The sequence below is a fragment of the Caulobacter sp. ALps2 genome, assembly GCF_058681635.1.
In genome coordinates this window covers 1,618,656-1,641,816 of the sequence record NZ_CM178743.1, presented here as the reverse complement: position 1 = coordinate 1,641,816, position 23,161 = coordinate 1,618,656, and the positions used below count along the sequence as shown (strand labels likewise).

At 67.6% G+C, this 23,161-nt stretch carries 25 protein-coding genes; 4 read left to right on the top strand and 21 right to left on the bottom strand.

Annotated features, from left to right (window positions below; all coding sequences use genetic code 11):
- Positions 1 to 2: 2 nt before the first annotated feature.
- A complete protein-coding gene (gene rimP, locus ACW173_RS07790; protein ID WP_492084371.1) occupies positions 3 to 593 on the bottom strand; it encodes a ribosome maturation factor RimP in 591 nt (196 codons plus the stop codon).
- A gap of 258 nt (positions 594 to 851) precedes the next feature.
- Between rimP and ppa the strand changes: the two genes are divergently transcribed.
- The gene (gene ppa / locus ACW173_RS07785; RefSeq protein WP_013077233.1) at positions 852 to 1,385 is read left to right on the top strand and encodes an inorganic diphosphatase; all 534 of its coding nucleotides are present in this window, start codon (positions 852 to 854) and stop codon (positions 1,383 to 1,385) included.
- Between the two features lie 9 nt (positions 1,386 to 1,394).
- Entirely contained in the window at positions 1,395 to 1,805 is a 411-nt protein-coding gene (locus ACW173_RS07780) for a DUF5990 family protein (protein WP_492084369.1), read from the top strand.
- Here ACW173_RS07780 and trmB read toward each other — a convergent pair.
- The 14 genes from trmB to ACW173_RS07710 all read right to left on the bottom strand — a co-directional run bounded on the left by trmB (position 1,795) and on the right by ACW173_RS07710 (position 13,318).
- Positions 1,795 to 2,475, bottom strand: a complete 681-nt coding sequence (gene trmB / locus ACW173_RS07775; protein ID WP_492084368.1) for a tRNA (guanosine(46)-N7)-methyltransferase TrmB — start codon at positions 2,473 to 2,475, stop codon at positions 1,795 to 1,797. The genes ACW173_RS07780 and trmB overlap by 11 nt on opposite strands.
- Before the next feature lie 92 nt (positions 2,476 to 2,567).
- Entirely contained in the window at positions 2,568 to 3,791 is a 1,224-nt protein-coding gene (metK, locus tag ACW173_RS07770; protein ID WP_492084367.1) for a methionine adenosyltransferase, read from the bottom strand.
- 134 nt (positions 3,792 to 3,925) lie between these two features.
- Positions 3,926 to 4,354, bottom strand: a complete 429-nt coding sequence (locus ACW173_RS07765; protein WP_492084365.1) for a helix-turn-helix domain-containing protein — start codon at positions 4,352 to 4,354, stop codon at positions 3,926 to 3,928.
- A 34-nt stretch (positions 4,355 to 4,388) separates the two neighbouring features.
- Positions 4,389 to 5,981, bottom strand: coding sequence for an apolipoprotein N-acyltransferase (lnt, locus tag ACW173_RS07760; RefSeq protein ID WP_492084364.1), 1,593 nt, complete (start codon positions 5,979 to 5,981; stop codon positions 4,389 to 4,391).
- Complete coding sequence (locus ACW173_RS07755; protein WP_492084363.1) at positions 5,978 to 6,904, bottom strand: transporter associated domain-containing protein; 927 nt, start codon at positions 6,902 to 6,904, stop codon at positions 5,978 to 5,980. Before ACW173_RS07755 ends, lnt begins: the two co-directional genes overlap by 4 nt.
- A gap of 8 nt (positions 6,905 to 6,912) precedes the next feature.
- Complete coding sequence (gene ybeY / locus ACW173_RS07750) at positions 6,913 to 7,386, bottom strand: rRNA maturation RNase YbeY (RefSeq protein WP_492085944.1); 474 nt, start codon at positions 7,384 to 7,386, stop codon at positions 6,913 to 6,915.
- Between the two features lie 34 nt (positions 7,387 to 7,420).
- Positions 7,421 to 8,365 carry a PhoH family protein gene (locus ACW173_RS07745; protein WP_492084361.1) on the bottom strand — a complete coding sequence of 315 codons (945 nt, stop codon included), beginning with the start codon at positions 8,363 to 8,365 and terminating at the stop codon, positions 7,421 to 7,423.
- A complete protein-coding gene (gene miaB / locus ACW173_RS07740) occupies positions 8,362 to 9,714 on the bottom strand; it encodes a tRNA (N6-isopentenyl adenosine(37)-C2)-methylthiotransferase MiaB (RefSeq protein WP_492084359.1) in 1,353 nt (450 codons plus the stop codon). Before miaB ends, ACW173_RS07745 begins: the two co-directional genes overlap by 4 nt.
- 64 nt (positions 9,715 to 9,778) lie before the next feature.
- Positions 9,779 to 10,186, bottom strand: coding sequence for a Fur family transcriptional regulator (locus ACW173_RS07735; RefSeq protein WP_125158899.1), 408 nt, complete (start codon positions 10,184 to 10,186; stop codon positions 9,779 to 9,781).
- A 45-nt stretch (positions 10,187 to 10,231) separates the two neighbouring features.
- Entirely contained in the window at positions 10,232 to 10,684 is a 453-nt protein-coding gene (gene rimI, locus ACW173_RS07730; protein WP_492084358.1) for a ribosomal protein S18-alanine N-acetyltransferase, read from the bottom strand.
- A complete protein-coding gene (tsaB, locus tag ACW173_RS07725) occupies positions 10,681 to 11,328 on the bottom strand; it encodes a tRNA (adenosine(37)-N6)-threonylcarbamoyltransferase complex dimerization subunit type 1 TsaB (RefSeq protein WP_492084356.1) in 648 nt (215 codons plus the stop codon). Before tsaB ends, rimI begins: the two co-directional genes overlap by 4 nt.
- Positions 11,329 to 11,332: 4 nt before the next feature.
- The gene (locus ACW173_RS07720; protein ID WP_492084355.1) at positions 11,333 to 11,974 is read right to left on the bottom strand and encodes a DUF1131 family protein; all 642 of its coding nucleotides are present in this window, start codon (positions 11,972 to 11,974) and stop codon (positions 11,333 to 11,335) included.
- Between the two features lie 75 nt (positions 11,975 to 12,049).
- The gene (locus ACW173_RS07715) at positions 12,050 to 12,637 is read right to left on the bottom strand and encodes a malonic semialdehyde reductase (RefSeq protein WP_492084354.1); all 588 of its coding nucleotides are present in this window, start codon (positions 12,635 to 12,637) and stop codon (positions 12,050 to 12,052) included.
- A gap of 84 nt (positions 12,638 to 12,721) precedes the next feature.
- The gene (locus ACW173_RS07710) at positions 12,722 to 13,318 is read right to left on the bottom strand and encodes a NifU family protein (protein WP_492084352.1); all 597 of its coding nucleotides are present in this window, start codon (positions 13,316 to 13,318) and stop codon (positions 12,722 to 12,724) included.
- A 124-nt stretch (positions 13,319 to 13,442) separates the two neighbouring features.
- Between ACW173_RS07710 and ACW173_RS07705 the strand changes: the two genes are divergently transcribed.
- On the top strand, positions 13,443 to 14,711 hold the full coding sequence (locus tag ACW173_RS07705) for a cytochrome P450 (RefSeq protein WP_492084351.1): 1,269 nt from the start codon (positions 13,443 to 13,445) through the stop codon (positions 14,709 to 14,711).
- A 162-nt stretch (positions 14,712 to 14,873) separates the two neighbouring features.
- Here ACW173_RS07705 and ACW173_RS07700 read toward each other — a convergent pair whose 3' ends face one another.
- The 5 genes from ACW173_RS07700 to ACW173_RS07680 all read right to left on the bottom strand — a co-directional run bounded on the left by ACW173_RS07700 (position 14,874) and on the right by ACW173_RS07680 (position 20,282).
- Complete coding sequence (locus ACW173_RS07700) at positions 14,874 to 15,377, bottom strand: universal stress protein (RefSeq protein ID WP_492084350.1); 504 nt, start codon at positions 15,375 to 15,377, stop codon at positions 14,874 to 14,876.
- A gap of 46 nt (positions 15,378 to 15,423) precedes the next feature.
- Positions 15,424 to 16,470 carry a tryptophan--tRNA ligase gene (trpS, locus tag ACW173_RS07695; protein WP_492084348.1) on the bottom strand — a complete coding sequence of 349 codons (1,047 nt, stop codon included), beginning with the start codon at positions 16,468 to 16,470 and terminating at the stop codon, positions 15,424 to 15,426.
- Between the two features lie 81 nt (positions 16,471 to 16,551).
- A complete protein-coding gene (locus tag ACW173_RS07690) occupies positions 16,552 to 16,599 on the bottom strand; it encodes a hypothetical protein (RefSeq protein WP_492085942.1) in 48 nt (15 codons plus the stop codon).
- A gap of 32 nt (positions 16,600 to 16,631) precedes the next feature.
- Positions 16,632 to 18,266: a murein biosynthesis integral membrane protein MurJ gene (gene murJ / locus ACW173_RS07685; RefSeq protein ID WP_492084347.1), complete on the bottom strand. Its 1,635-nt coding sequence runs from the start codon at positions 18,264 to 18,266 to the stop codon at positions 16,632 to 16,634.
- A 66-nt stretch (positions 18,267 to 18,332) separates the two neighbouring features.
- The gene (locus ACW173_RS07680) at positions 18,333 to 20,282 is read right to left on the bottom strand and encodes a DNA/RNA non-specific endonuclease (protein ID WP_492084345.1); all 1,950 of its coding nucleotides are present in this window, start codon (positions 20,280 to 20,282) and stop codon (positions 18,333 to 18,335) included.
- 221 nt (positions 20,283 to 20,503) lie between these two features.
- Here ACW173_RS07680 and ACW173_RS07675 point away from each other — a divergent pair, with 221 nt between their 5' ends.
- Positions 20,504 to 22,945, top strand: coding sequence for a glycoside hydrolase family 9 protein (locus ACW173_RS07675; protein WP_492084344.1), 2,442 nt, complete (start codon positions 20,504 to 20,506; stop codon positions 22,943 to 22,945).
- A 7-nt stretch (positions 22,946 to 22,952) separates the two neighbouring features.
- On the opposite strand, the gene ACW173_RS07670 is transcribed toward ACW173_RS07675, so the two are convergent.
- Positions 22,953 to 23,123, bottom strand: coding sequence for a hypothetical protein (locus ACW173_RS07670; RefSeq protein WP_492084343.1), 171 nt, complete (start codon positions 23,121 to 23,123; stop codon positions 22,953 to 22,955).
- Positions 23,124 to 23,161: the final 38 nt, after the last annotated feature.

The window sequence follows — 23,161 nt, the reverse complement described above, 5'->3', positions numbered from 1 at the left end:
GGTCAGTCCTCTTCACTTTCGGACAGGTCGTCGTTGTCGGATTGGTCGTTTTCGGATTGCAGGCGGGCGGCCCGTTGCTTGGCCCCCCGGTCCATCAGGGCGTCGGTCAGGACGAGCTTGGCGTCGATGATCCACGCGAAGGGGAAGTAGACGGTGACGTCGTCCTCGCCCTCGATGTTCAAACCCACCTGGTCGTCCTCGACACCGGCCAGCTCGCCCTTGAAGCGCTTGCGGCCCTCGGCGACACGGTCGAGCTCGATGCGAGCCTCCAGACCGGCGTAGTCTTCGAAGTCCTTCAGGCGGGTCAGGGGGCGGTCGATGCCGGGGCTCGAGACTTCCAGCGTGTATTCGCCGGAGATCGGGTCGGCGGGATCCAGCACCTCGGACAGGCCGCGCGACAGGCGGGCGCAGTCCTCGACGTTCATGTCGCCGCCGCTGCCGTCTTTCCGCAGCGGGTGCTCGGCCATGATCTGCAGCCGGCGCTGCTCGGCGCCGCCCATCAGGCGAAGGCGAACGATCTCGTAGCCGAGGCTCTCGGCGACGGGATCGAGCAGTTCGATCAGATCACGGTCTTCCTGCGTCTTGCCGCGCACGGTTCTCTCAACTCATTCGGGCCGACCAGCTTCGCCGCCGATCAGCCAAACAAAAAGCGGCAGCCTTTCGGCCGCCGCTCGAAAGCGCCATCTAGCGCTAACGGACGATGTAGAACGCTTTATAGGCGAACTGATGGGCGCTGTCGACTCGGAGTCGGGAAATCTCCTGAGTCCGGCTTCCGCACCGCGGCAATTATCGCCTATAAGCCAGCCCGCGCAGGCCGCCTCCCCGCGGTCCTCATAAGACGAAGAGTCACAATGGACCTCTCCAAGATTCCGACCGGGGCCAACCCGCCTTACGACCTCAACGCCATCATCGAGATCCCGCAGGGCGGCGAGCCGGTGAAGTACGAGATCGACAAGGAAAGCGGCGCCCTGATGGTCGACCGCTTCCTGCACACGGCGATGTTCTACCCGGCCAACTACGGCTTCATCCCGCACACCCTGGCCGATGACGGCGACCCCGCCGACATCATGGTCGTGGGCCCGACCCCGGTGGTGCCGGGCGCGATCATCCGCTGCCGCCCGATCGGCACCCTGATGATGGTCGACGAAGCCGGCTCGGACGAAAAGATCCTGGCCGTGCCGGTCGACAAGCTGCACCCGTTCTACACCGGCGTGTCCAGCTGGCGTGACCTGCCGACCATCCTGACCGAGCAGATCGCCCACTTCTTCCAGCACTACAAGGATCTGGAAAAGGGCAAGTCGACCAAGATCAGCGGCTGGGCCGACATTGAAGAGACCGCCGATATCATCCGTACGGCGATCAAGCGTTACAACGAGACCTACTAGGCGGGACCCATGGCCAGGATCGATCTGACACTGCGGATCATCCTGGCCGACCCGCCGCCCGGCGTGGTGTTTTCCAAGCAGGACGCCAAGAACCATCCGGTCGATCCGGTCCGGGCCGAGGGCGACCTCTCCTTCGACATCCCGATTACGCTGACCCCGACGCCGAACGGCCTTCGCCCCGGCGGCGGCTTCGTGCGCGCCGACGGCCGGGGGCGGTTCGCCTACATCGCCTCGGGCCGCGCGGCGGGCGACCACCAGACGGACTGGCAGCGACGCCTCAAGGTCTACCTGCACGACCTGCCGACCGACGTCGCTTCGGGCGACGTGCTGGAAGCGACCATCGCCGGCCGCGCCAAGGACGGCGGGCCGGCCTGCGCGACCGTCCCGCTGGTCAAGGGCTGGACCCGCGTTACCGCCTGACGAAGTCCAGGAACACCGGGGCGCAGTCGCCCAGCTTTTTTTCCTCGTAGCGCGTCGTGACGTGGTCGGCCGGGATCGCATCGCGGTCGGCCGTCTCGTCGGCGAAGCGGAAGTTCGGATCGGCCAGCACCCGCTCGGTCGTCCACTCGCCATAGTCCGCCCAGTCGGTGGCGAAGCGCAGGGCCGCGCCCGGCTTCATCACGCGGGCCAGGCGGGCGACGAATTCCGGCTGGATCAGGCGGCGCTTGTTGTGGCGGGCCTTGTGCCAGGGATCGGGGAACATGATGAACACCCGGTCCAGGCTGGCGTCGGGCAGCCAGTCCACGACATCACGGGCGTCGCCCTCGTGCACGCGGACGTTCTTCAGCGCCTGTTCCTCGATGTGACGCACGGCGCTGGCCACGCCGTTCACGAACGGCTCGGCGCCGATCACCAGGGTCTCGGGGTTGCGGCCGGCCTGGGTGGCCATGTGCTCGCCGCCGCCGAAGCCGATCTCGAGCCACACGGCCTTGGCGCCCGGCATCAGGTCCAGCGGCTGGAACGGGCCGTTGGGCACGGCGATCTCGGGCAGCAGGGTGTCGAGCAGGGCCTGCTGGCGCGGCTTCACCGGGCGCGCCTTGATGCGGCCGAACGAGCGCAGCGGGCCGTGGGGAATGGGAGGGGAAGTCATGGGCGGCGTCTTAATCGGTTGAGCGTGAAATGAAAACGGGCTCCGACCCGGGAAGGATCGGAGCCCGTTTCGAAAGGGTCGAAGGGTAAGGCTTACGCCAGGCCCTTCAGCTCGCTCACGAGGTCGGTCTTCTCCCACGAGAAGCCGCCTTCGTTGTCCGGCGTGCGGCCGAAGTGTCCGTACGCCGCGGTGCGGGCATAGATCGGGCGGTTCAGTTGCAGGTGCTCGCGGATGGCGCGCGGGGTGGCGCCGCCGATCAGCTGCGGCAGGATCTTTTCCAGCACGGCCGGATCGACCTTGCCCGTGTGGTGCAGGTCGACATGGAACGACACCGGCTTGGCGACGCCGATCGCGTAAGCGATCTGGATGGTGCAGCGATCCGCCAGGCCCGAGGCCACGACGTTCTTGGCCAGGTAGCGGCAGGCATAGGCGGCCGAGCGGTCGACCTTGGTCGGATCCTTGCCCGAGAACGCGCCGCCGCCGTGCGGCGAGGCGCCGCCGTAGGTGTCGACGATGATCTTGCGGCCGGTCACGCCGGCGTCGCCGTCCGGGCCGCCGATCTCGAAGCGGCCGGTCGGGTTGACCAGCCACTGGGTCTTCTTGGTCAGCAGGCCGTCCGGGAACACCGGCAGGATGTGAGGCTTGATCAGGTCCAGCACGCGCTTGGAGGTCGCGGCCTTGCCGCCGATCTTCTTGGCGTGTTGGTGGCTGACGACGATCGAGACGACGCGCACCGGGCGGCCGTCGCCGTCATATTCCAGGGTCACCTGGCTCTTGGCGTCGGGCTCCAGCTCGGACAGTTCGCCCGAGTGGCGCAGCTCGGCCAGGCGCTTGAGGATATTGTGGCTGTACTGCAGGGTCGCCGGCATCAGCTCGGGCGTCTCCGTGCTGGCGTAGCCGAACATGATGCCCTGGTCGCCCGCGCCCTCGTCCTTCTTGTCGGTGGCGTCCACGCCCTGGGCGATGTGCGCCGACTGGCCGTGCAGGTAGTTGGCGAACTTCGCCTTCTGCCAGTGGAAGCCCTTCTGCTCGTAACCGATGTCCTTGATCGCCGCGCGGACCTTGGGTTCCAGCGAGCCCAGGATGTCCTTGGTCAGCTGCTTGTTGGCCTTCTTGTCGCCGTCCGGCTTGCCGGCGCGGACTTCACCCGCCAGCACGACGCGGTTGGTGGTGACCAGGGTCTCGCAGGCCACGCGGGCTTCCGGGTCGACCGTCAGGAAGGCGTCGACGACGGTGTCGCTGATGCGGTCGGCGACCTTGTCGGGATGGCCCTCGGAAACGCTCTCGCTGGTGAAGATGTAGGACGAACGGTTCAAGAGACAGCTCCGGCCTTGAGGATGCGCGGACGCGCACGGGCGCCCAGTTCGGCGTCCAATTAGACCGGAACCATATAAAGATATGTTTATACGATCAAGGCGAGAGAACCTGGGGCCGCTTTAAGCGATCCAGATCAATCCTCTTCGCCGACGTTCGCCTCTTCCTCGGCCATCGACCGGACCAGCTCCAGGATCCGGCGGCGGACCTTGGCGCGGCTGATCTTCGGGAACAGCGCGGCCAGCTCCAGGCCTTCCGAGGTCATCAGGAAGTCGTGGACGAAGGGCTCGCCCGTCTCGGCCACGCCCTCGGCGGTCGGATCGGCCAGGCCTTCGAAGAAATAGCCGACCGACGACTGCAGGCTCTTGGCGATCTCGTAGAGCTTGCTGGCGCTGACCCGATTGGCCCCGCGCTCGTACTTCTGGATCTGCTGGAAGGTCAGACCCAGGTCCTCGGCCAGCCGCTCCTGGCTGACACCCAGAATCTTTCGGCGCATGCGGATCCGGGCGCCCACATGCAGATCGACGGGATTGGGGTGACGCTCGGCGTCCGACGGCTCGCTCATACCTACGCTTGATAGCTGAAATTGCGGTTTTAATTCAGCCTAAGTCTTTCACACGTGCAATAGAAGAAAAGGACTTACCCCTCGGTCGGCGAGCTGACGCAACCGCAGATATCAGTAGAAGCGCGAAAAACGCGAGATCACCGAAGTCGTCGAAGGGTGTAAGCTCACCCTTACCTGGTATAACGGTGTCGATCACTCCACTTTTTCCTAGATCCATCCGGGTTCCAGGGATGATTCGACCACGCGCGTCGATGACAGCGCTGACTCCGGTGGGTGTCGCCCGCAGAATCGGCTTGGCGCTTTCAATGGCCCGGTAGCTGGCGAGGTTCAGGTGCTGTAACGGCCCCGACGTCACGCCAAACCAAGCGTCGTTCGAGACGTTGATTAGGACCCGGACCTCTGGATCAGGCTTGGCCAGGCCCGGAAACAGGCTCTCGTAACAGATCAGCGGCTGGGTCAGCAGACCGTCGCCGACTTTCAGCGGCGCTGGGCGCGGGCCGGTAGCGAAGCCGTCGCCCAGGTGCGCCAGGCTCTTGAAGCCGATGGCGGTCAAGAATTTTTCCGCCGGCAGATATTCGCCGAACGGCACGAGGCGGTGCTTGTCGTAGATCCCGACGACCTCGAGGTCGCTCTCCGTGCGACGCAGGGCGATCAGGCTGTTGTAGTAGACCGGGCTCCGCGCCGATCCTTCATAACGGTAGCCGCCGATCAGCAGGGTCTGGCCGGGCTGGAGGCTGTCCACGATCGCCTGTCGGACCCAGGTCCCAGGGGCCAGATAGTCGTTTAGCGCCGCCGGCAGGGCGCCCTCGGGCCAGATCACCAGGTCGGCCGGCTTGTCGGCATAGGGCCTAGCCGTCAGCGAGACATAGGACTGGACGATCCGGGAGAAGCTGGCCGCATCCCATTTGACGTCCTGCTGGATATCGGCCTGGACGATGCGCACGGAGACCGGCGGCCCCTTGGCCAGCGGTCGTGACACGGCCGCCGCGCCATAGCCGTGCAGGGCGACGAGGCCCGCGACGCTGGCGCCCAGCGCGACCTTACCGGCTCCGCCCTCGCGCCATACGGCCGGCGCGGCGGCGATGGCCAGCGTGATCCACGTCAGGCCGTAGGCGCCCACCAGCGCGGCGGCCTGGGACGGCCAGGATCCGGCCCGCCAGGTCTCGCCTGGCAGGTTCCACGGAAAGCCGGTCAGCACATGGCCCCGCGACCACTCCAGCGCCGCGAAGGCGCCGGCGAAGGTCAGCACCCGCCAAGCGCTGGCGGGGCGACCGATGCGATAGAGCAGTCCCGCCCCGCCCCAGAACACGGCCAGGCCCGAGGCCATGGCGGCGATAGCGAACGGCGCCATCCAGCCCTGGTTGGCGACATCGACCATGAAGGCCTCGCCGATCCACCAGGTGCCGAGACCGAAATAGCCGACGCCGGCCAACCAACCGCGCCAGAACGCCGAGCGCAACGGCTTTAGGTCGTTGACGTCGTCCAGCAGATGGAGCAGTCCAGCATAGCCCAGCATACCGGGCAGCAGACCGAAGGGCGGATGAGCCAGGGCGGCGGCGAGGCCCGTGAGCAGCGCCAGCACCGGCCCGCTCCAAGGCTTCGCGCGGAAGCGACTCCAGACGCTCACGAGGCCCCAATGGTCCTTGGGACGTTCTCGGCCGTCGGCGCGCGAGACGTCGCCGGCGACGGACCGCCGCGCATCCGCACCCGGCGCACCCGGCGCGGATCGGCCTCGACCACCTCGAACTCATAGCCGTCGGGATGGGCGATCACCTCGCCCCGCTGCGGCACACGGCCGGCCAGGGCCACGACCAGGCCGGCGACGGTGTCGATGTCTTCTTCCATGTCGGAGGGGGCCAGGCTGCGGCCAACCGCGGCTTCCAGCTCTTCCAGCGGCGCGCGGGCCTCGGCCTCGAAGATCCCGCCGGGGCGGGCCACGATGGCCGCGGCCGCCGCGTCGTCGTGCTCGTCGTCGATTTCGCCGACCACCGCCTCGATCAGGTCTTCCATCGAGACCAGGCCGTCGGTGCCGCCGAACTCGTCGATGACGAGGGCCATGTGGATACGGCTGGTGCGCATGCGGAGCAGGAGGTCGGCGGCCTTCATCGAAGCGGGCACATACAACGCATCACGGCGCAGCTTGTTCAGCACCTGATCGCCGGCGGCCGGACGCTTCTCGTCGTCGGACAGCAGGCGGAAGATGTCCTTGACGTGGACGACGCCCACCGGGTCGTCCAGCGTTTCGCGATAGATCGGCATGCGCGAGTGCTCGGCCTCGGCGAACTGGGCCACCACCGCTTCGAACGGCGCGGAAAGCTCGATGGCCACGATGTCGGCGCGTGGGGTCATCACGTCGGCGACCCGCAGCATCTGGAACGCTTCGGCCTGGTCGACCATGTCGACGGCGCCGGTCGCGGGCGGCGGTTCGGGCGCGCGCGCGGATTGGCCGCCGCCAGTCAGCTGCTTGCGCATGCGTCGGAAGAACGCCCGCACGCCCCGGCTTCTTCGAACCGGAGCGGCGGGCTGTTGACTAGGCTCGTCGCTGGGCATGGCCCTGTTTAGCGCCCCTCTTCATCGCCAGAAACAAGATCTGGTTCGGCATAAGGATCAGGAACATCCAGACCCGCCAGGATTTCGCGTTCGAGCGCTTCCATGGCTTCCGCCTCGTCGTCGCCCTCGTGATCGTATCCTAAGAGATGTAGCACGCCATGCGCCACCAGATGTTGCAGATGGTGACCCAGGGGTTTGCCCTGCTCGGCCGCTTCGCGCGCGCAGACGCCGTAGGCCAGGGCGATATCGCCAATCTGGCCCTCCGGGTTGGGCGGCGACGGGAAGGACAGGACGTTGGTCGCGTGGTCTTTCTGGCGGAAGTCGCGGTTCAGGGCCTGGACGCTGTCGTCGTCGGTCAGCAGGATCACGATGCCCTGGCCTTCGATGTCCTCATGGGCATCCAGCACGGCCTGCGCCGCGCGCCAGACCAGGGCCTCGGTCTCGGCTTCCGCCGTGGTCCAGGCCTCGTCCTCGATCTCGATGTCTACGGTGATGGTCATTTAACGGGGAGTGCTCTTATCTCGGCGTGCTTTGGGCCGCGTCCGCGTCATAGGCCTTGACGATCCGTTCGACGAGCGGATGGCGCACGACGTCCGACGAGGTGAAGCGCGAGATCGACACCCCCTCGACCCCTTCCAGGATCGAAACGGCGTGGGCCAGACCCGAGTCTCGCGGGTTCAGCAAGTCGACCTGGGTCGGGTCGCCGGTGACGACCATGCGGGCCCCCTCGCCGATCCGGGTCAGGACCATCTTCATCTGCAGGCGCGAGCAGTTCTGGGCCTCGTCGACGATGACGAACGCATGAGCCAGGGTGCGGCCGCGCATGAAGGCGATCGGGGCGACCTCGATCTCCAGCTTTTCGCGGCGGCGGCGCAACTGGTCGGCGCCCATGATGTCGGTCAGGGCCTCCCAGACCGGAGCCATGTAGGGGTCGACCTTCTCGTTCAGGTCGCCCGGCAGAAAGCCCAGCTTCTCGCCGGCCTCGACGGCGGGACGGGTGACGATCAGGCGATCGACCTCGCCGCGCATCAGCATGCCGGCCCCGTGGGCCACGGCCAGGAAGGTCTTGCCGGTGCCGGCGGGACCCAGGCCAAAGGACAACGGATGGGTGGCCATCGCCTCCATGTAGTGGGCCTGGCCCTTGGTCTTCGGCGAGACATTGCCCTTGCGCACCGCGCGGGGCGAGGCCTGGCCGCCGGTCTCGTGGGCCGAGCCGATGGCGATGCGCACGTCAGCCTCGACCACTTCCTCGCGGGCGTCGGCGCGGGCGGCCAAGGTCTGCAACACCCGCTTGGCGCCGGTGCGGCCGCGCGCGTCGCCGGTGATGGTGACGCCGCCGCCCGGGGTCTCGATCAACACCTTGAAGGCGTCCTCGATCAGGGCGGCGTGACGGCCCGACGGACCGGAAACAGCGACGACGGCGTCGTCGGACAGCGGCAGGAATTCAGGCGTACGACTCAAGCGGTCTCCAGAGCGGGATTGGTTTCGAGCACCCCGCCCAAGCTCATCTTGGCGGCGCTCTCGATACGGACAGGCACGATCGTCCCGATCAGGCTTTCGGGGCCTTCGGCATGGACGGCCTGCAGATATGGGCTGCGACCCACGATCTGGCCAGGGTGGCGGCCCGACTTCTCGAACAGCACCGGCATGACCTTGCCGACCTGGCTGGCGTTGAAGGCGCGCTGCTGCTCGTCCAGCAGCTGGTTCAGGCGCTCCAGGCGCTCGGCCTTGACCGCCTCGTCGACCTGGCCGGGCATGGCCGAGGCGGGTGTGCCCGGGCGGCGCGAATATTTGAACGAGAAAGCGCTAGCGAAGCCGACCTCGCGGACCAGCTCCAAGGTCTTTTCGAAATCGCCGTCGCGCTCGCCAGGGAAGCCGACGATGAAGTCGCCGCTCATGGCGATGTCGGGACGGGCCGCGCGGATCTTCTCGATCAGCTTCACATAGCTTTCGGCCGTGTGGTCACGGTTCATGGCCTTGAGGATCTTGTCCGACCCCGCCTGCACCGGCAGGTGGAGGTAGGGCATCAGCTCCGGCAGCTCGCCGTGGGCCTCGATCAAGTCCTCGCCCATGTCACGCGGGTGGCTGGTCGTGTAGCGGATGCGGTCCAGGCCATCGATGTCCGCCAGCCGGCGAACCAGCTTCGCCAAAGAAGAGCCGTCGCCGTCATAGGCGTTGACGTTCTGGCCCAGCAGGGTGACCTCGCGCACGCCCTTGCCGGCCAATTGCTTGGCCTCCTCGACGATGTCGTTCACCGGCCGCGACCACTCGCCGCCGCGCGTATAGGGCACCACGCAGAAGGTGCAGAACTTGTCGCAGCCTTCCTGCACGGTCAGGAACGCGGTGACCCCGGTCACGTGGCGCTCGGCCGGCAGGGCGTCGAACTTCTCGTCGGCGGCGAAGTCGGCGGCCAGTCGCTCACCGGTCGCCCGGTGGGCGCGGGCGATCAGCTCGGGCAGCTGGTGATAGGCCTGGGGCCCGACGACCAGATCGACCGCCTTCTGGCGATGCATGATTTCCTTGCCCTCGGCCTGGGCCACGCAGCCGGCCACGGCGATGGTCATGCGACCGCCGCTCTCGGCCTTCCGGTCCTTCATCTGCTTGATATAGCCGAGCTCGGAATAGACCTTCTCGGTGGCCTTTTCGCGGATGTGGCAGGTGTTCAGCACCACCAGGTCCGCGCCTTCGGGGTCATCGACGACGCCATAGCCCAGCGGGCGCAGGACATCGGCCATGCGCTCGCTGTCATAGACGTTCATCTGACAGCCGTAGGTCTTGATAAAGAGGCGCTTTTGCGGGGTCTCGCTCATCCGGCGAGGTTATGGGGTCGGGAGCCCCGCCGCGCAAGGTCGCGGAGGTCACACCTCCGCGCGCTTAGTCCTCCAGCGGCACGCCGTAGAGTTCGAGCCGGTGGTCGATCAGCTTGTAACCAAGCTTGCGGGCGATCGCGTTCTGCAGGGCCTCGATCTCCTCGTCCACGAACTCGACGACCTTGCCGGTCTTCATGTCGATCAGGTGGTCATGATGGTGATCGGGCGTCTCTTCGTAGCGCGAGCGGCCATCACGGAAGTCGTGGCGCTCGATGATGCCGCTTTCCTCGAACAGGCGGACGGTGCGGTACACCGTGGCGATCGAGATGTGCGGATCGATGGCGTGGGCGCGACGGTGCAGCTCTTCCACGTCCGGATGGTCGTCGGCCGACGACAGCACGCGCGCGATCACGCGGCGCTGGTCCGTCATGCGCATGCCTTTTTCGATACAGGCTTTTTCGAGTCGATCCACGGCGGAGCCTCCGTCTGAGTCGCCGGCAAGATAGGCGGTCGCTTGCTAAGTGTTAAGCGCCCGGCGCATGACAAGCGCGTCCTTTGCCCCATCGGGATGGGGATAATAGCCCTTGCGAACGCCGACCTTGGCGAAACCGGTCGCCTGATAGAGGGCGACAGCCGCCAGATTGTCGGCGGCGACCTCCAGGAACATCGCCTCGGAACCGGTCTCGGTCGCGATCCCGGCGGCGATCTCGACCAAGGCCGCGCCCCAGCCACGCCGGCGAGCGGCGGGATCGACGGCGATGGTGAGGATCTCGGCCTCGCCGGCGATCGAGCGGCACAGGATGAAGCCCTTGGCCTCCGCAGGCTCGCCGGCCTCGCCCAGGATGGCGAAGGCGCCGGGCGATTTCAGCAGTTCGTCGAATTCCAGCGCCGTCCAGGGCCGGGGAAAGGCCTTGTCGTGCAGGTCGGCGAGATCGAACGCGGCTTCCGAGCCGACAGGACGCAGGTTCATGTTTCGACTTGGGCGGCGGGCAATGTCGCGTAGGGGGCGCGCAGATACAGCGGCCGGGGCGAATGGGCGGGCGCGGACTTGGCGGCGGCCAGGCGGGCGACGGCGACGGGATCCGGCGCGGCCGGGGTCAACACCGTCGCGACGCTCAGCGTATCGGCCAGCAACGGCGCGCCTGAGCCGACCAGGGTCGCGGGTCCGCCAGAATAGAGCTCGGCCAGGCGCGCGGCGGCTTCGCCCAGGTCCAGGGCGTCGGGCGCCATCAGCGAGACGCCGTCGGCGAACACCTGGATATAGACTTGGCTCATCCGCGCATCGATGACGGCGGCGACGAAGCCCCTATGCCCGTAGGCCAGGCTCTCCAGCGTGTTGACGCCCACGCAGGGTATCGACAGCGCCGTCGCCAGGCCCTTGGCGAAGGCCAGGCCCACGCGCAGGCCGGTGAACGAACCCGGCCCGACCGTGACGCCGATGCGCTTGAAGTCGGCGAAGGCCACGCCGGCCTCGGCCGCGACCTCGCGGGCGATGATCCCGATGCGCTCCTGGTGGCCGCGGGTCATCGGCTCGCCGCGGGTCGCCAGCACGCGCTCGCCGTCGAGCACGGCGACCGAGCTGGCGCCGAGGCAGGTGTCGATCGACAGGATCACGAGGTCAGCCGGCGCCGACCACGGCGGCCTCGGCCGGGCGCCAGACGAATTCGTTCAGCTGGGCCTTGGCCTTCAGGGTCGCCTCGGGGGGAACGCCGCCCTTGGTCCAGCCGGGCACGCCGAACACGTAGGACACGGTCGCGGCCTCGGGGCGGACGCAGATGACGGCGTTGACCTCGCGGCCCTCGCCGGCGCGGCACTGGTCGGCGGTGAAGCCGAGATCCGCCCACTTGGCCAGCAACTGCTCGTCCCTGGGACCGCGCGCGTCGCCGGCATTGACCCGGACATAGGCGATCTCGCCTTCATCCGTCTTGCCGATCTCGGCCAGCGGGACATTGTCCTGCTCGATATTGATGATCGGCTGGGCCGGGCCTTGGCCGAAGTGCAGGAAGGCCTGATCGACCTTGGCCTTCGGGAACAGGGCCTTGAAGGTGGCGAGATCGAAGGCGGTCGAGCCATTGATCGGCCCGACGCCGTCCTTGGTCACCTTCAGCGGGCCGCCCGAGTAGGGCGCGATGGCGACGGTGACCGGCGGCTTGTCGCCGGCCGGAGCGGTCGGCGTGGCGGCGGTCTCGTCCTTCTTGGCCGGCCCGCAGGCGGCCAGCAGCACGAGCGGCAGGGCGAGGAGAGTGTGGCGGAGGGTCATGAGAGCGTTCTAGCCCGACGTCCCTCCGCCGTCACCCAACCTGTCGGCAAAGCCGACAGGAGAGCGTCACTTAAGTCAGAGGATCTTGGCGGCCTCGTCGAAGTCCAGGCGCGGGTTGCGCGGGAACAGGCCTTCTTCCGTGCCGTGGCCGATCGAGACGATGAAGTTGCTCTTGATGTTCGTGCCCGCGAAGAACTCGGCGTCCACGCCGGCGTTGTCGAAGCCCGACATCGGGCCGACGTCCAGGCCCAGGGCCCGCGCGGCGAGGATGAAATAGCCGCCCTGCAGCGAACTGTTGCGCAGCGCGCCCCACTCGCGGGCCGTCATGTCGTTGAACCAGTCCTTGGCGCCCGGGGCGTGCGGGAACAGCTTGGGCAGGGTTTCGGGGAAATCGAGGTCGTAACCGACGATCACCGTCACCGGCGCCTGGCGGATCTTCGGGGCGTTCGAGCCCGAGGAATGCTTGGCCAGACGCGCCTTGGCGTCGTCCGAGGTCAGAAAATAGAAGCGGGCCGGGGTCGAGTTGGCCGCGGTCGGGCCGAACTTGGTCAGTTCATAGAGCTCACGCAGGACGCTTTCCGGCAGCGGGGTGGGATCCCAGCCATTGCGGGTGCGCGCCTCGGTGAAGAGCTGGGCGAGCGTGGCGTCTTCGAGCTTGGCCATGAGCGATCCTTGAGGAAGCTATTTGCAACTATGATAGTTACAGTAAGGACTTCCGCCGCGTCGCGCAAGCTTGGCCGCCGAGATCTAGCCCAGCGTCTGCTCGACCCGCGTCACTTCCGGCACATAGTGCTTGAGCATGTTCTCGACGCCCGATTTCAGGGTCGCGGACGAGGACGGGCAGCCCGAGCAGGCGCCGCGCATGTGCAGCCAGACAACGCCCGTCTGCGGCTCGAAGCGCGAGAAGACGATGTCGCCGCCGTCCTGGGCCACGGCCGGACGGATGCGGGTGTCGAGCAGCTCCTTGATCTCGGCGACGATCTGCGAGGTTTCCTCGTCATAGACGCCGTCATCGTCGTGCCCGCCGTCGGCGCTCGGAGTCGCGTCCAGCAGCACCGGCCGGCCGCTGGTGAAGTGGTCCATGATGGCCGCCAGGATCGGCGCCTTCAGGTGCGGCCACTGGGCGTCCTCGCCCTTGGTCACGGTCAGGAAATCGGGACCGAAGAACACCCGCGTCACGTCGCCCAGGTCGAACAGCGCCTTGGCCAGCGGCGAGGCTTCGCCTTCTTCGGGCGTGCGAAACTCACGAGCGCCGCCCCCCGAAGTATTTGGGCCCAGCACTTCGCGGCCTGGCAGGAACTTCAGGACCTCGGGGTTCGGGGTGGTTTCGGTCTGAATGAACATGGCCCTGAAATGGACCTCGCGGCCTCGTGACGCAAGAGCGAGCGAACCGTGCATTTTGAAAGTGACACAGGCGTCATTTTCTGGCGTCATACCCGCGGAACAACGATCCGCGGGAGGATCCCAGATGAGCGATGGTTCGGTTGACCTTAAAGAGGCGGCCCGCGCGAAGGCCTATTCCATTCCGCTCGAGGACTATCACGTCGCCGACCCGGCCCTGTTCCAGGCCGACGCCATGTGGCCCTATTTCGAACGCCTGCGGAAAGAGGATCCGGTCCACTATTCCAGGGGCGACGAGGAGATCGGGCCGTACTGGTCGATCACCCGCTACAACGACATCATGACCGTCGACACGACCCACCAGGTCTTCTCGTCGGACGCGCACCTGGGCGGCATCACCATCCGCGACTTCGACGAGGACTTCGTCCTGCCGATGTTCATCGCCATGGACCAGCCCAAGCACGACATCCAGCGCAAGACGGTCAGCCCGATCGTCTCGCCGCAGAACCTGGGCCGGCTGGAAGGCATCATCCGCGAACGGGTCTGCCAGATCCTGGATACGCTTCCGATCGACGAGCCGTTCGACTGGGTCGACCGGGTCTCGATCGAGCTGACCACCCAGATGCTGGCCACGCTGTTCGACTTCCCCTGGGAAGAGCGCCGCAAGCTGACTCGCTGGTCCGACGTCGCCACCGCCTCGCCCGAGAGCGGCCTCGTCGAGAGCGAGGACGCCCGCCGCGCCGAGTTGCTCGAATGCCTGGGCTACTTCACCAATCTCTGGAACGAGCGGGTCAACCAGACCGAGCCCGGCAACGACCTGATCTCGATGCTGGCCCACGGCGAGGCCACTCGCGACATGCCGCCGATGGAGTATCTGGGCAACGTCATCCTGCTGATCGTCGGCGGCAACGACACCACCCGCAACTCGCTGACCGGCGGCCTCTACGCCCTGTCGAAGAATCCGCGGGAAGAAGCCAAGCTGCGCGCCGATCCCAGCCTGATCCCGAACATGGTCTCGGAGATCATCCGCTGGCAGACCCCGCTGGCCCACATGCGCCGCACCGCCCTGGAGGACTTCGAACTCAACGGCAAGACCATCAGGAAGGGCGACAAGGTCGTGATGTGGTACGTCTCGGGCAACCGCGACGACACGGTCATCGAGGACGCCGACGCCTTTATCATCGACCGCCCGCAAGCCCGCCGCCACCTGTCGTTCGGCTTCGGCATCCACCGCTGTGTGGGCAATCGCCTGGCCGAGATGCAACTGAAGATCGTCTGGGAGGAGGTGCTCAAGCGCTTCCCCAAGATCGAGGTCCTGGAAGAACCCAAGCGCGTCTACTCGACCTTCGTGAAGGGCTACGAGCGAATGATGGTCAGAATTCCCGAACGCACCTGATCCCTCTCCCCTTGCGGGAGAGGGTGGCCGCCGAAGGCGGTCGGGTGAGGGGTTGAAGACAGAAGCCGCCGCGACAGCCTGACCGCCGTTGCGGCGGTTTTGGTCTGCGCGACCCCTCATCCGGCGCTGCGCGCCACCTTCTCCCGCAAGGGGAGAAGGAAACTAAGCCAGCTCCTCGATCTCCTCATCCGTCAGGTCCCCCGGCACCACGGTCACCGGCAGCTTGCGCCCCGCGAAGCCGACGCCTTCCTTGGCGATGGCCGCGATCAGGGGGCCCGGGCCACGACCGGCCGTCGAGGTCGCCAGGATCAGGATCTTGATGCTGGGATCGGCGGCGACCACCGCCTTCAGCGCCGTCCGCGTGCTGTCGGCGTGCTTGATGATGAATTCGGGCGGCAGGCCGGTCTCGGCCACGACCCGCGCGGCCAGGGACTGGAGCAGGACCTCGGCCTCCTCGCGCTCCTGGCGCTCGATCTCCTCGCGCACGCCGCTCCAGTGCTCGAACTCGGCCGGCGAGATCACCTTGAGCAGGGCCACGTGGCCGTCGGTCGAGCGGGCGCGGCGGCAGGCGTATTTCAGCGCCGCGGCGAACTCCGGGCTGTCGTCGGCGACGACGAGGAACTTGCGGCGGCCCTGAGACAAAGAAGGGGAAGCGGCGTCGGTCATTTCGCGAGATGACGCCGCTTCAAGCCGAACCTCAAGTCTCGGTTTTCTAGGCCCCCCAGAAGCCGACCAGCTTCTTGACCTCGGCCAGGGTCGGGGCGGCGGCTTCGCGAGCCTTCTCCGCGCCCTTGGCCAGGATGGCGTCCAGCACCGCCGGATCGCCCAACAGGCCGCGCATGCGCTCGCCGACCGGAGCCAGGGTCTCGACCGCCAGGTCGGCCAGGGCCGGCTTGAAGGTCCCAAAGCCCTTGCCGGCGTATTCGGTCAGGACCTCGGCCTTGGTCCGGCCGGAGAGGGCCGCGAAGATGCCGACCAGGTTGTCGGCCTCGGCGCGGGCGCTCAGCTCCTCCAGGGTTTCCGGCAGCGGTTCCGGATCGGTGCGGGCCTTGCGGACCTTGGCGGCGATGTCGTCGGCCGTGTCGGTCAGGTTGATGCGCGAATAGTCCGACGGGTCGGACTTGCTCATCTTGGCCGAACCGTCGCGCAGGCTCATGACCCGCGCGCCCGGCCCCTGGATCAGCGGCTCGGGCTGCGGGAAGAAGGCCGGCGCGCCGCCCGGGACGCCGAAGTCGTGGTTGAACTTGCCGGCGATGTCGCGGGTCAGTTCCAGGTGCTGCTTCTGGTCCTCGCCGACCGGCACATGGGTAGCCTTGTAGACCAGGATGTCGGCCGCCTGCAGCACCGGATAGGTGTAGAGGCCCACCGAGCTGCGCTCCTTGTGCTTGCCGCTCTTCTCCTTGAACTGGGTCATGCGGTCCAGCCAGCCTAGGCGGGCCACGCACTGGAAGATCCAGGCCAGCTCGGCGTGCTCTCGCACCGCCGACTGCGGGAAGATCGTCGCCTTGTCCGGGTCCAGGCCCGAGGCGATGTAGGCGGCGGCGATCTCGCGGGTCTGCTGGGCCAGCAGCGCCGGGTCCTGCCACACGGTGATGGCGTGCAGGTCGGCCACGAAGATGAAGGTGTCGATCTCGTGCTGCAGGCGGGTGAACTTCACCAGCGCGCCGAGATAGTTGCCCAGGTGCAGGGCGCCCGAGGGCTGGACGCCCGAGAGCACGCGGGACGGACCCGTATAGGTGACGGGAGCTTGGTCGGTCATGGCTTCAGCCTTGGCTGTCGAATTCGAAGGATTTGGCGAGCGCGCAGAGGCGCGAACCGCGTCGAGACGCGGAGATCAAGGTCAGAGAGAGCCGCGCCATCGCGGCGCGAGGAGACCGATCGGAGCCATGCCCCGCTGGTTAGCCTCCTCGCGGGCATGGATCAAGCCTTGCTCCGGCGCAGGACCGCCTTCAGCTCGGCCGGCTTGACCCCGCCGAACAGGAACAGCAGCGGCGGATAGACCAGAACACCGGCCAGGCAGGTCAGCGCCAGGGCGAACTCCTTGGCGCCGATCGCGTGGCCAGTCAGGCCCAGGCTCCGCAACGGCGCCTCGATCAGGTCGCGGTAGTGCGAGGCGGCGGCCATCAAGAGGCCCATGCCGAGGCTGGCGACCAGGATCCGCGCCAAGCGCGACCAGGTTTCCGGCGAGGGGCCGTAGTCCTTCCTGGCCGAAAGCGCCCAGGCCATCTGGCCGACATTGATCCACGAGGCGATGGCGGTCGCGGCCGCGATGCCCTTGACCCCGACCAGCTGGAACAGGACCACGCCGAAGGCGATGTTCACCGCCACCGAGATCAGGGCGAACCGCATCGGGCTCTTGGTGTCGCCGCGCGCGAAGAAGGCTCGCGAATAAAGCTGCTGCAGCACGAAGGCCGGGGTGCCCAGGCCGTAGAAGAACAGCGCCGCCGCCGTCTGGCTGGCGTCGAAGGCGGTGAACTGGCCGCGGGTGTAGAGGCCGTCCGACAGGAAACCCGGCATGGCGATCAGGGCCGCGGCGGCCGGCAGGGTCAGGGCCATGGCCAGGGTCACGCCCTGGTCCATGGCGCTCTGGGCGTCGGCCTTGTCGCCCGAATGCACGGCGCGCGACAGGCGCGGCAGCAGGGCCACGCCGATGGCCACGCCCACCAGGCCCAGCGGCAGCTGGTAAAGGCGATCGGCGGTGGCCAGCCAGGTGCGGCCGCCCGGGACGTGGCTGGCCAGGTTGCCGGAGATGAAGATGTTGACCTGGGTGGCGCTGGCCGCCAGGGCGCCGGGGATGGCCTTGCCGATCAGCTCGCGCACTTCCGGCGTCAGGCGCGGCAGCCGCCAGTGGACCTTGGCCCCCGACTTGTTGACGCCCCAGACCAGCAGGGCGGCCTGGGCGACACCGGCGACCACGACGCCGATCGAGCCCCAGGTCGCCGCGCCCACGGCGCTGGTCTGGGGCAGGATGAAGATCAGGGTCGAGATGTTCAGCAGGATCGGCGCGCCGGCCGAAAGAATGAAGCGGTCGCGGGCGTTCAACACGCCCGACAGGTGCGCGACGATGGCCATGCACGGCAGGTACGGCATGGTGATCTGGGTCAGCAGCACCGCCAGCTTGTATTTCTCGGTGCCCCAGCCGAAGCCCGGGCTGATCAGCATCATCAGCCACGGCATGGCCAATTGGCAGATCACGGTGATCAGGATGGTCGAGGCCGCCAGGGTGGCCATGGCGTCGGCGGCCAGGATGTCGGCCTTCTCCTCGCCGTCGCGCTGCAGCGACTTGGCGTAGGCCGGCACGAAGGCCGCCGCGAAAGCGCCTTCGGCGAAGAACCGGCGGAACAGGTTCGGGAAAGCCAGGGCCGCGTTGTAGGCGTCGGCGGCCGGGGTGGCGCTGGCCCCCATCCGGTACGAGACGGCCAGGTCCCGCGCGAAACCCATGAACCGGCTGACCAGGGTCAGGCCGGAATAGATCGCCGACGACTTCAGAAGCCCGCCGCCCTTCTTTGGCGCGGAGTCTTCAGCGGGAGCGGCGGGGGGGACGGTGTCGGTCACCAGCGGCTTCTGTGACGGCGCCGAGGGGGCGTCAAGAGCCGGCGCGTCCGGATCATCCCCGACAGGCTAGATCGCGATCTCGCTGGCGTCGCGGATCCAGCGTGTCCGCCGCGTCGATTCCAGCGAACCCTGGGCGTCGATGGCCCGCACGGCCGAGAAATCGAGCCCGGTCTCGGCCTGGATCGCCGCGACGGTCGTCTGGATGTGGCGGCTGCGCATCTCGTCCACCGTGTAGGGCTTGAGGCCCGAAAACACCTTGGCCTCGTACAGGGCCTGCACGTACTGGGTCTGGCCGACGATGAAGGCCGCCGCCGTCGCCTTGGCGTCGGTCTTCTGCAGCACCGCGATCTTCCAGAACGACAACGGAATGCGCCACGGCCCGCCCTCGCGGCCCTCGCCGTACCACGGGTCGTCGTCGCGATAGATCGGCCCCGTGAAGATCGTCAGCCGCCGCTCGGTGCGTTGGGCGCGATCCAGCAGGTAGTCTTCGAGATTGCCCCAGTCGATGTCGTTATAGCCCTGAACCTGGGGCGCGGCGTTGGTGTAGTGGAAGGTCTCCTCGGCATTGGCCGCCGCTTCCGCCTTGTCGGCGCCCCAGCACGGATCGAGCAGCCGCACCTGGTGGCCACGGCTGAACTGGACCGGATCCGTGCCCTTGTTCTTCTCATAGAAGTTGCCGGCCGGCTGATATTCGTCGGCGATCCGCGCGTCGCGCCGCCAGGTGTTCTTGCGCTCGCCGGGATGGATCAGCCGCGCCCCGTCGATATTGACCACGGTCAGGATCGGGAACTTCCGCGCCTTGTGGATCACCGACGAGTAGTGGCTGTAGTCGAGGATCTCCCCGCCGTTCAGCAGCGGAGCCACCAGGCCCAACGCCCGCATCGGCGCGATGACCTGATTGAGGTCGATGCGCACACTGAGGAAGTCCGGATCGTAGCCGGTGACGTCCGCCCAGCGTGAGACCGGAAGCGGCGAGCGGTCGGCCTCGAGCAGGCCCGCGCTCTCGCCCTGGCCCTTGGGCATCGGCGACAGGCCCAGCGACCCCTCCAGCCGATCCAGCACGACGCCGGCCTGGGGCGTCTGGAAACGGTTGGCCTCCAGGTGGCGGAAGATCGCGCTGACCCGCACGCCCTCGTTGGCGATGAAGACCGGCTCGGCGCCCAGATCGGTCAGGCTGGCGGGATCGGGCACCGCCTTGTGGTGCAGGGCCAGGACCTGCCACTGGTCGTTCATCACCGGCGCGCCGGACGAGCCAGGTTCGGTGTCGGTCGAATAGTGGATGAAGGCGTCCAGGTCGACGCCGGCCGCCGCCGCGGGATCCAGGTCCAGGATCTGGCTGGCGTGGATCGCGATCTGCTTGGCCTCGCCGCCGGGGTGCTGGATGATCGACACCCACTCGCCGTCGACGGCCTTGCCCGAGATCGGCAGCAGTGGCAGTCGGCCGAAGCGCGCCAGCGGCACGCCGTCATCCGACAGCGGCGTCACGCCGATGAAGGTGAAGTCCATTTCGGCGTTGGTGTAGAACACCTCGTGCGGGCGCAGGTTGAAGCTCACCGGCTCCTGCAGGACGCCGTCCAGATCGTGCTCGTAGGCGAACTCGGCCTCGGCCTGGCTGGCTTCGTCTGGACTGGCCAGCACGTGATGATTGGTCAGCAGCAGGCGCGGCCCGACCAGGAAGCCGGTGCCGTACCAGGCGCCGCCGTCGGCTGGGACCTTGATGCGGCAGACGGCGGCGGCCGCGCGCCGGCCCCGGTCCAGGAAGTTGATCGACAGCAGGTCGCTGGCGCCGATCATGCGTTCGAAGCCGTTGGGATCGGCCGAACTGGGCTCGATCAGCGTCTTGCGCGCCAAGAAACGTTTGTCGGATCGCGCCGAGGCCGCTCGCTGGGCCCGCGCGTTCGGCGCCACATAGGCCGGCGTCTTGTCGACGGCCTTGGCGACCGCGTCCGACAGGGCGGTCGAGGACGTCGCGACGATGTCGCGGCGAGGTCCGGTGTCGCGATCGGCATCCGTCATGGCGCTCTCCCCGAGGCGTGTCGGCGCGCCGAGCATGGACGGCGCGCGCGACACGTCCGTGACGATCTTGGGATTAATGTCGCGAAAACACAACCATTGGGGGCGCGACGCTTTCGACGATGATCCTACAAATGTGACCGGTACCAATTTTTCGTTGACGGCGCTGTCTTCCACCCGCAACCCTAGCGGCAAGGCTCGCGTCCGACGGGCCAGGAGGAAACATGATGCGCGGAGCCCCGCTCGCCCTTTCGCTCGCCTGCCTGCTGTCCGCCACCGCCATGGCCCAGACCGCGACGCCCCCGATGAAGCTGACCGAGGCCGGCTACTACGCCACGCCGGGGGCCGAGGTGCTGGTGTTCAGCAACTGGTACGACAGCCTGTTCAGCGACGCCAAGATCAGCGGGGTCGAGCTGGTCCAGCGCGGCGTGCGCACGGCCACCAACGGCGACGTCCGTCTCTCGCCGACGCCAGGCCAGTGGGACCCGATCGGCAAGCTGGTCGACCGCAAGGCCGATCCCAAGACCGGCGTGGTCGAAGCCACCCTTGAGTACGCCGAGCACGGCTTTCGCTATGTGATCCGATCCGAGCCACGCGGCGGCGACGTCGTGGTCGGCATCGTGCTGGACAAGCCCCTGCCTCCGGCGCTGGAGGACAAGGCCGGCTTCAACCTGGAATTCCTGCCGTCCGCCTATTTCCGCAAGACCTTCATGGCCGACGGCAAGGCCGGCGTCTTTCCGCTGTACCCGGCCAGCGACATGGCGGCGGGCGCGGGACAGGACGGTCGCGCCGAGCCCCTGCCCCTGGCGCGGGGCAAACGCTTCGTGCTGGCTCCGGAGGACAAAGCCCATCGCGTCACCCTGACCTCGTCGGCGCCGATCGCCCTCTATGACGGCCGCAACCAGGCCCAGAACGGCTGGTTCGTGGCGCGCGGCCTGCTGCCCTCGGGCAAGGCCGGCAAGGTGCTGGAATGGACCCTCTCGCCCCAGGGCGACCCCGCCTGGGTCCGACCGCCGATGATCGCCCACTCGCAGGTCGGCTACGCCCCGAACCAGGCCAAGACGGCGGTGATCGAGCTGGACCCGGCCGACAAGGCCAAGACCACCGCGCGCCTGCTGCGGATCGCCGACACCGGCGCCTTCACCACCGCCCTTGAGGGGCCTGTGAAGCCCTGGGGTCGTTACCTGCGCTACAACTACGGCCGCTTCGACTTCAGCGGCGTGAGACAGCCCGGCGCCTATGTCGTCGAGTATGGCGGCGTCCGCGGCGCGCCGTTCCGCATCGGTCCGGACGTCTACACCGACACCTGGCATCCGACCCTGGACGTCTATTTCCCGGTCGCCATGGACCACATGTTCGTCAACGAGGCCTATCGCGTCTGGCACGGCGAGGCCCACAAGGACGACGCCCTGCAAGCCCCGGTCGACCACGAGCACCTGGACCTCTACCGCCAGGGTCCGACCACCGACACGCGTTTCAAGCCGCTGGAACACATCCCCGGCCTGAACATCGGCGGCTGGTTCGACGCCGGCGACTTCGACATCCGCACCCAGACCCAGTACGCGGTCGTGCGCAACATGGTCGAGACCTGGGAAACCTTCCGCCCGACCCGCGATCAGACCAGCGTCGACGACGCCGCGCGCCGGGTCGAGATCCACATCCCCGACGGCAAGCCCGACCTCGTCCAGCAGATCCGTCACGGGACCCTGCAACTGGTCGCCCAGCACAAGGCCGTCGGCCACGCGATCAACGGCATCGTCGAGCCGGATCTCGACCAATATACCCACCTGGGCGACGCCGTGACCAAGACCAACGGGATCCCTGGCGACAAGGACGACCGCTGGGCCTTCACCAACAAATCCACGGCCCTGAACTACGGCTCGATCGCCGCTCTCGCCGCCGCCAGCCGCGCCCTGCGCGGAGCCGACGACGCCCTGGCCGACGAGAGCCTGACCATCGCCAGGCGGGTTTGGGACGAGGAGCACGCCCATGCCCCCGACGACTTCCGCCATGGCAACACCACCGGCGGCCACCTGACCGACGAGGAGTTCGACGCCACGGTCGAGCTGCTGATCACCACCAAGGAGCCAAAGTACGCCCAGCGCATCGAGGCGATGTGGCCCGAGGTCGAGAAACGCTTCGCCTTCAACGCCCGTACCGCGGTCCAGGCGATCCCGGTCATGCCGGCCGCCTACAAGGCCCGGATGGAGCCCGCCGTTCGGGCATGGCTGGCCGAGGACGCCAAGCTGGCGACGGCCAATCCGTTCGGCGTCTTCATCGGAACCGCCGGCTGGGCCGGCAGCGGCCAGGTGGTCGAGGCGGGCCTGACCCACGCGGCCCTGCGCAAGGCCTTCCCGGCCATTGTCCCCGTCGACGGCGTCCACCGCGCCCTCGACTATCTGTACGGGACCCATCCGGGCTCGAACCTGTCGCTGGTGTCCGGCGTCGGGACCCAGTCCAAGGAAGTGGCCTACGGCGCCAACCGCGCCGATTTCAGCTTCATCGCCGGCGGCGTCGTGCCCGGCGTGCTGATCATCAAGCCCGACCTGCCCGAGAACAAGGAGGACTGGCCGTTCCTGTGGGGCGAGAACGAATACGTGGTCAACGTCGCCGCCAGCTACATGCTGCTGGCCCTGACAGCGGACGTGATCGCCAAGGGACGCTAGGGGCGGCTCAGGACTTCGGCGCGAGGTCCGGCCGCGAGGCGAGGAAGGCCGCGCGTTCCTCGTCGGTCAGCACCTTGGCGGTCTTGCGGCGCGCCACCTTCGGGGTGGGCCGCGCATAGGCGCCGGCGGCCGGGGACGATGGCTTGAGATCGGCCAGGCGCTTGATGGGCGGCTTCATGTCGTTTCCCTAGCTCGCGTGACCCGGCGAGATTATCC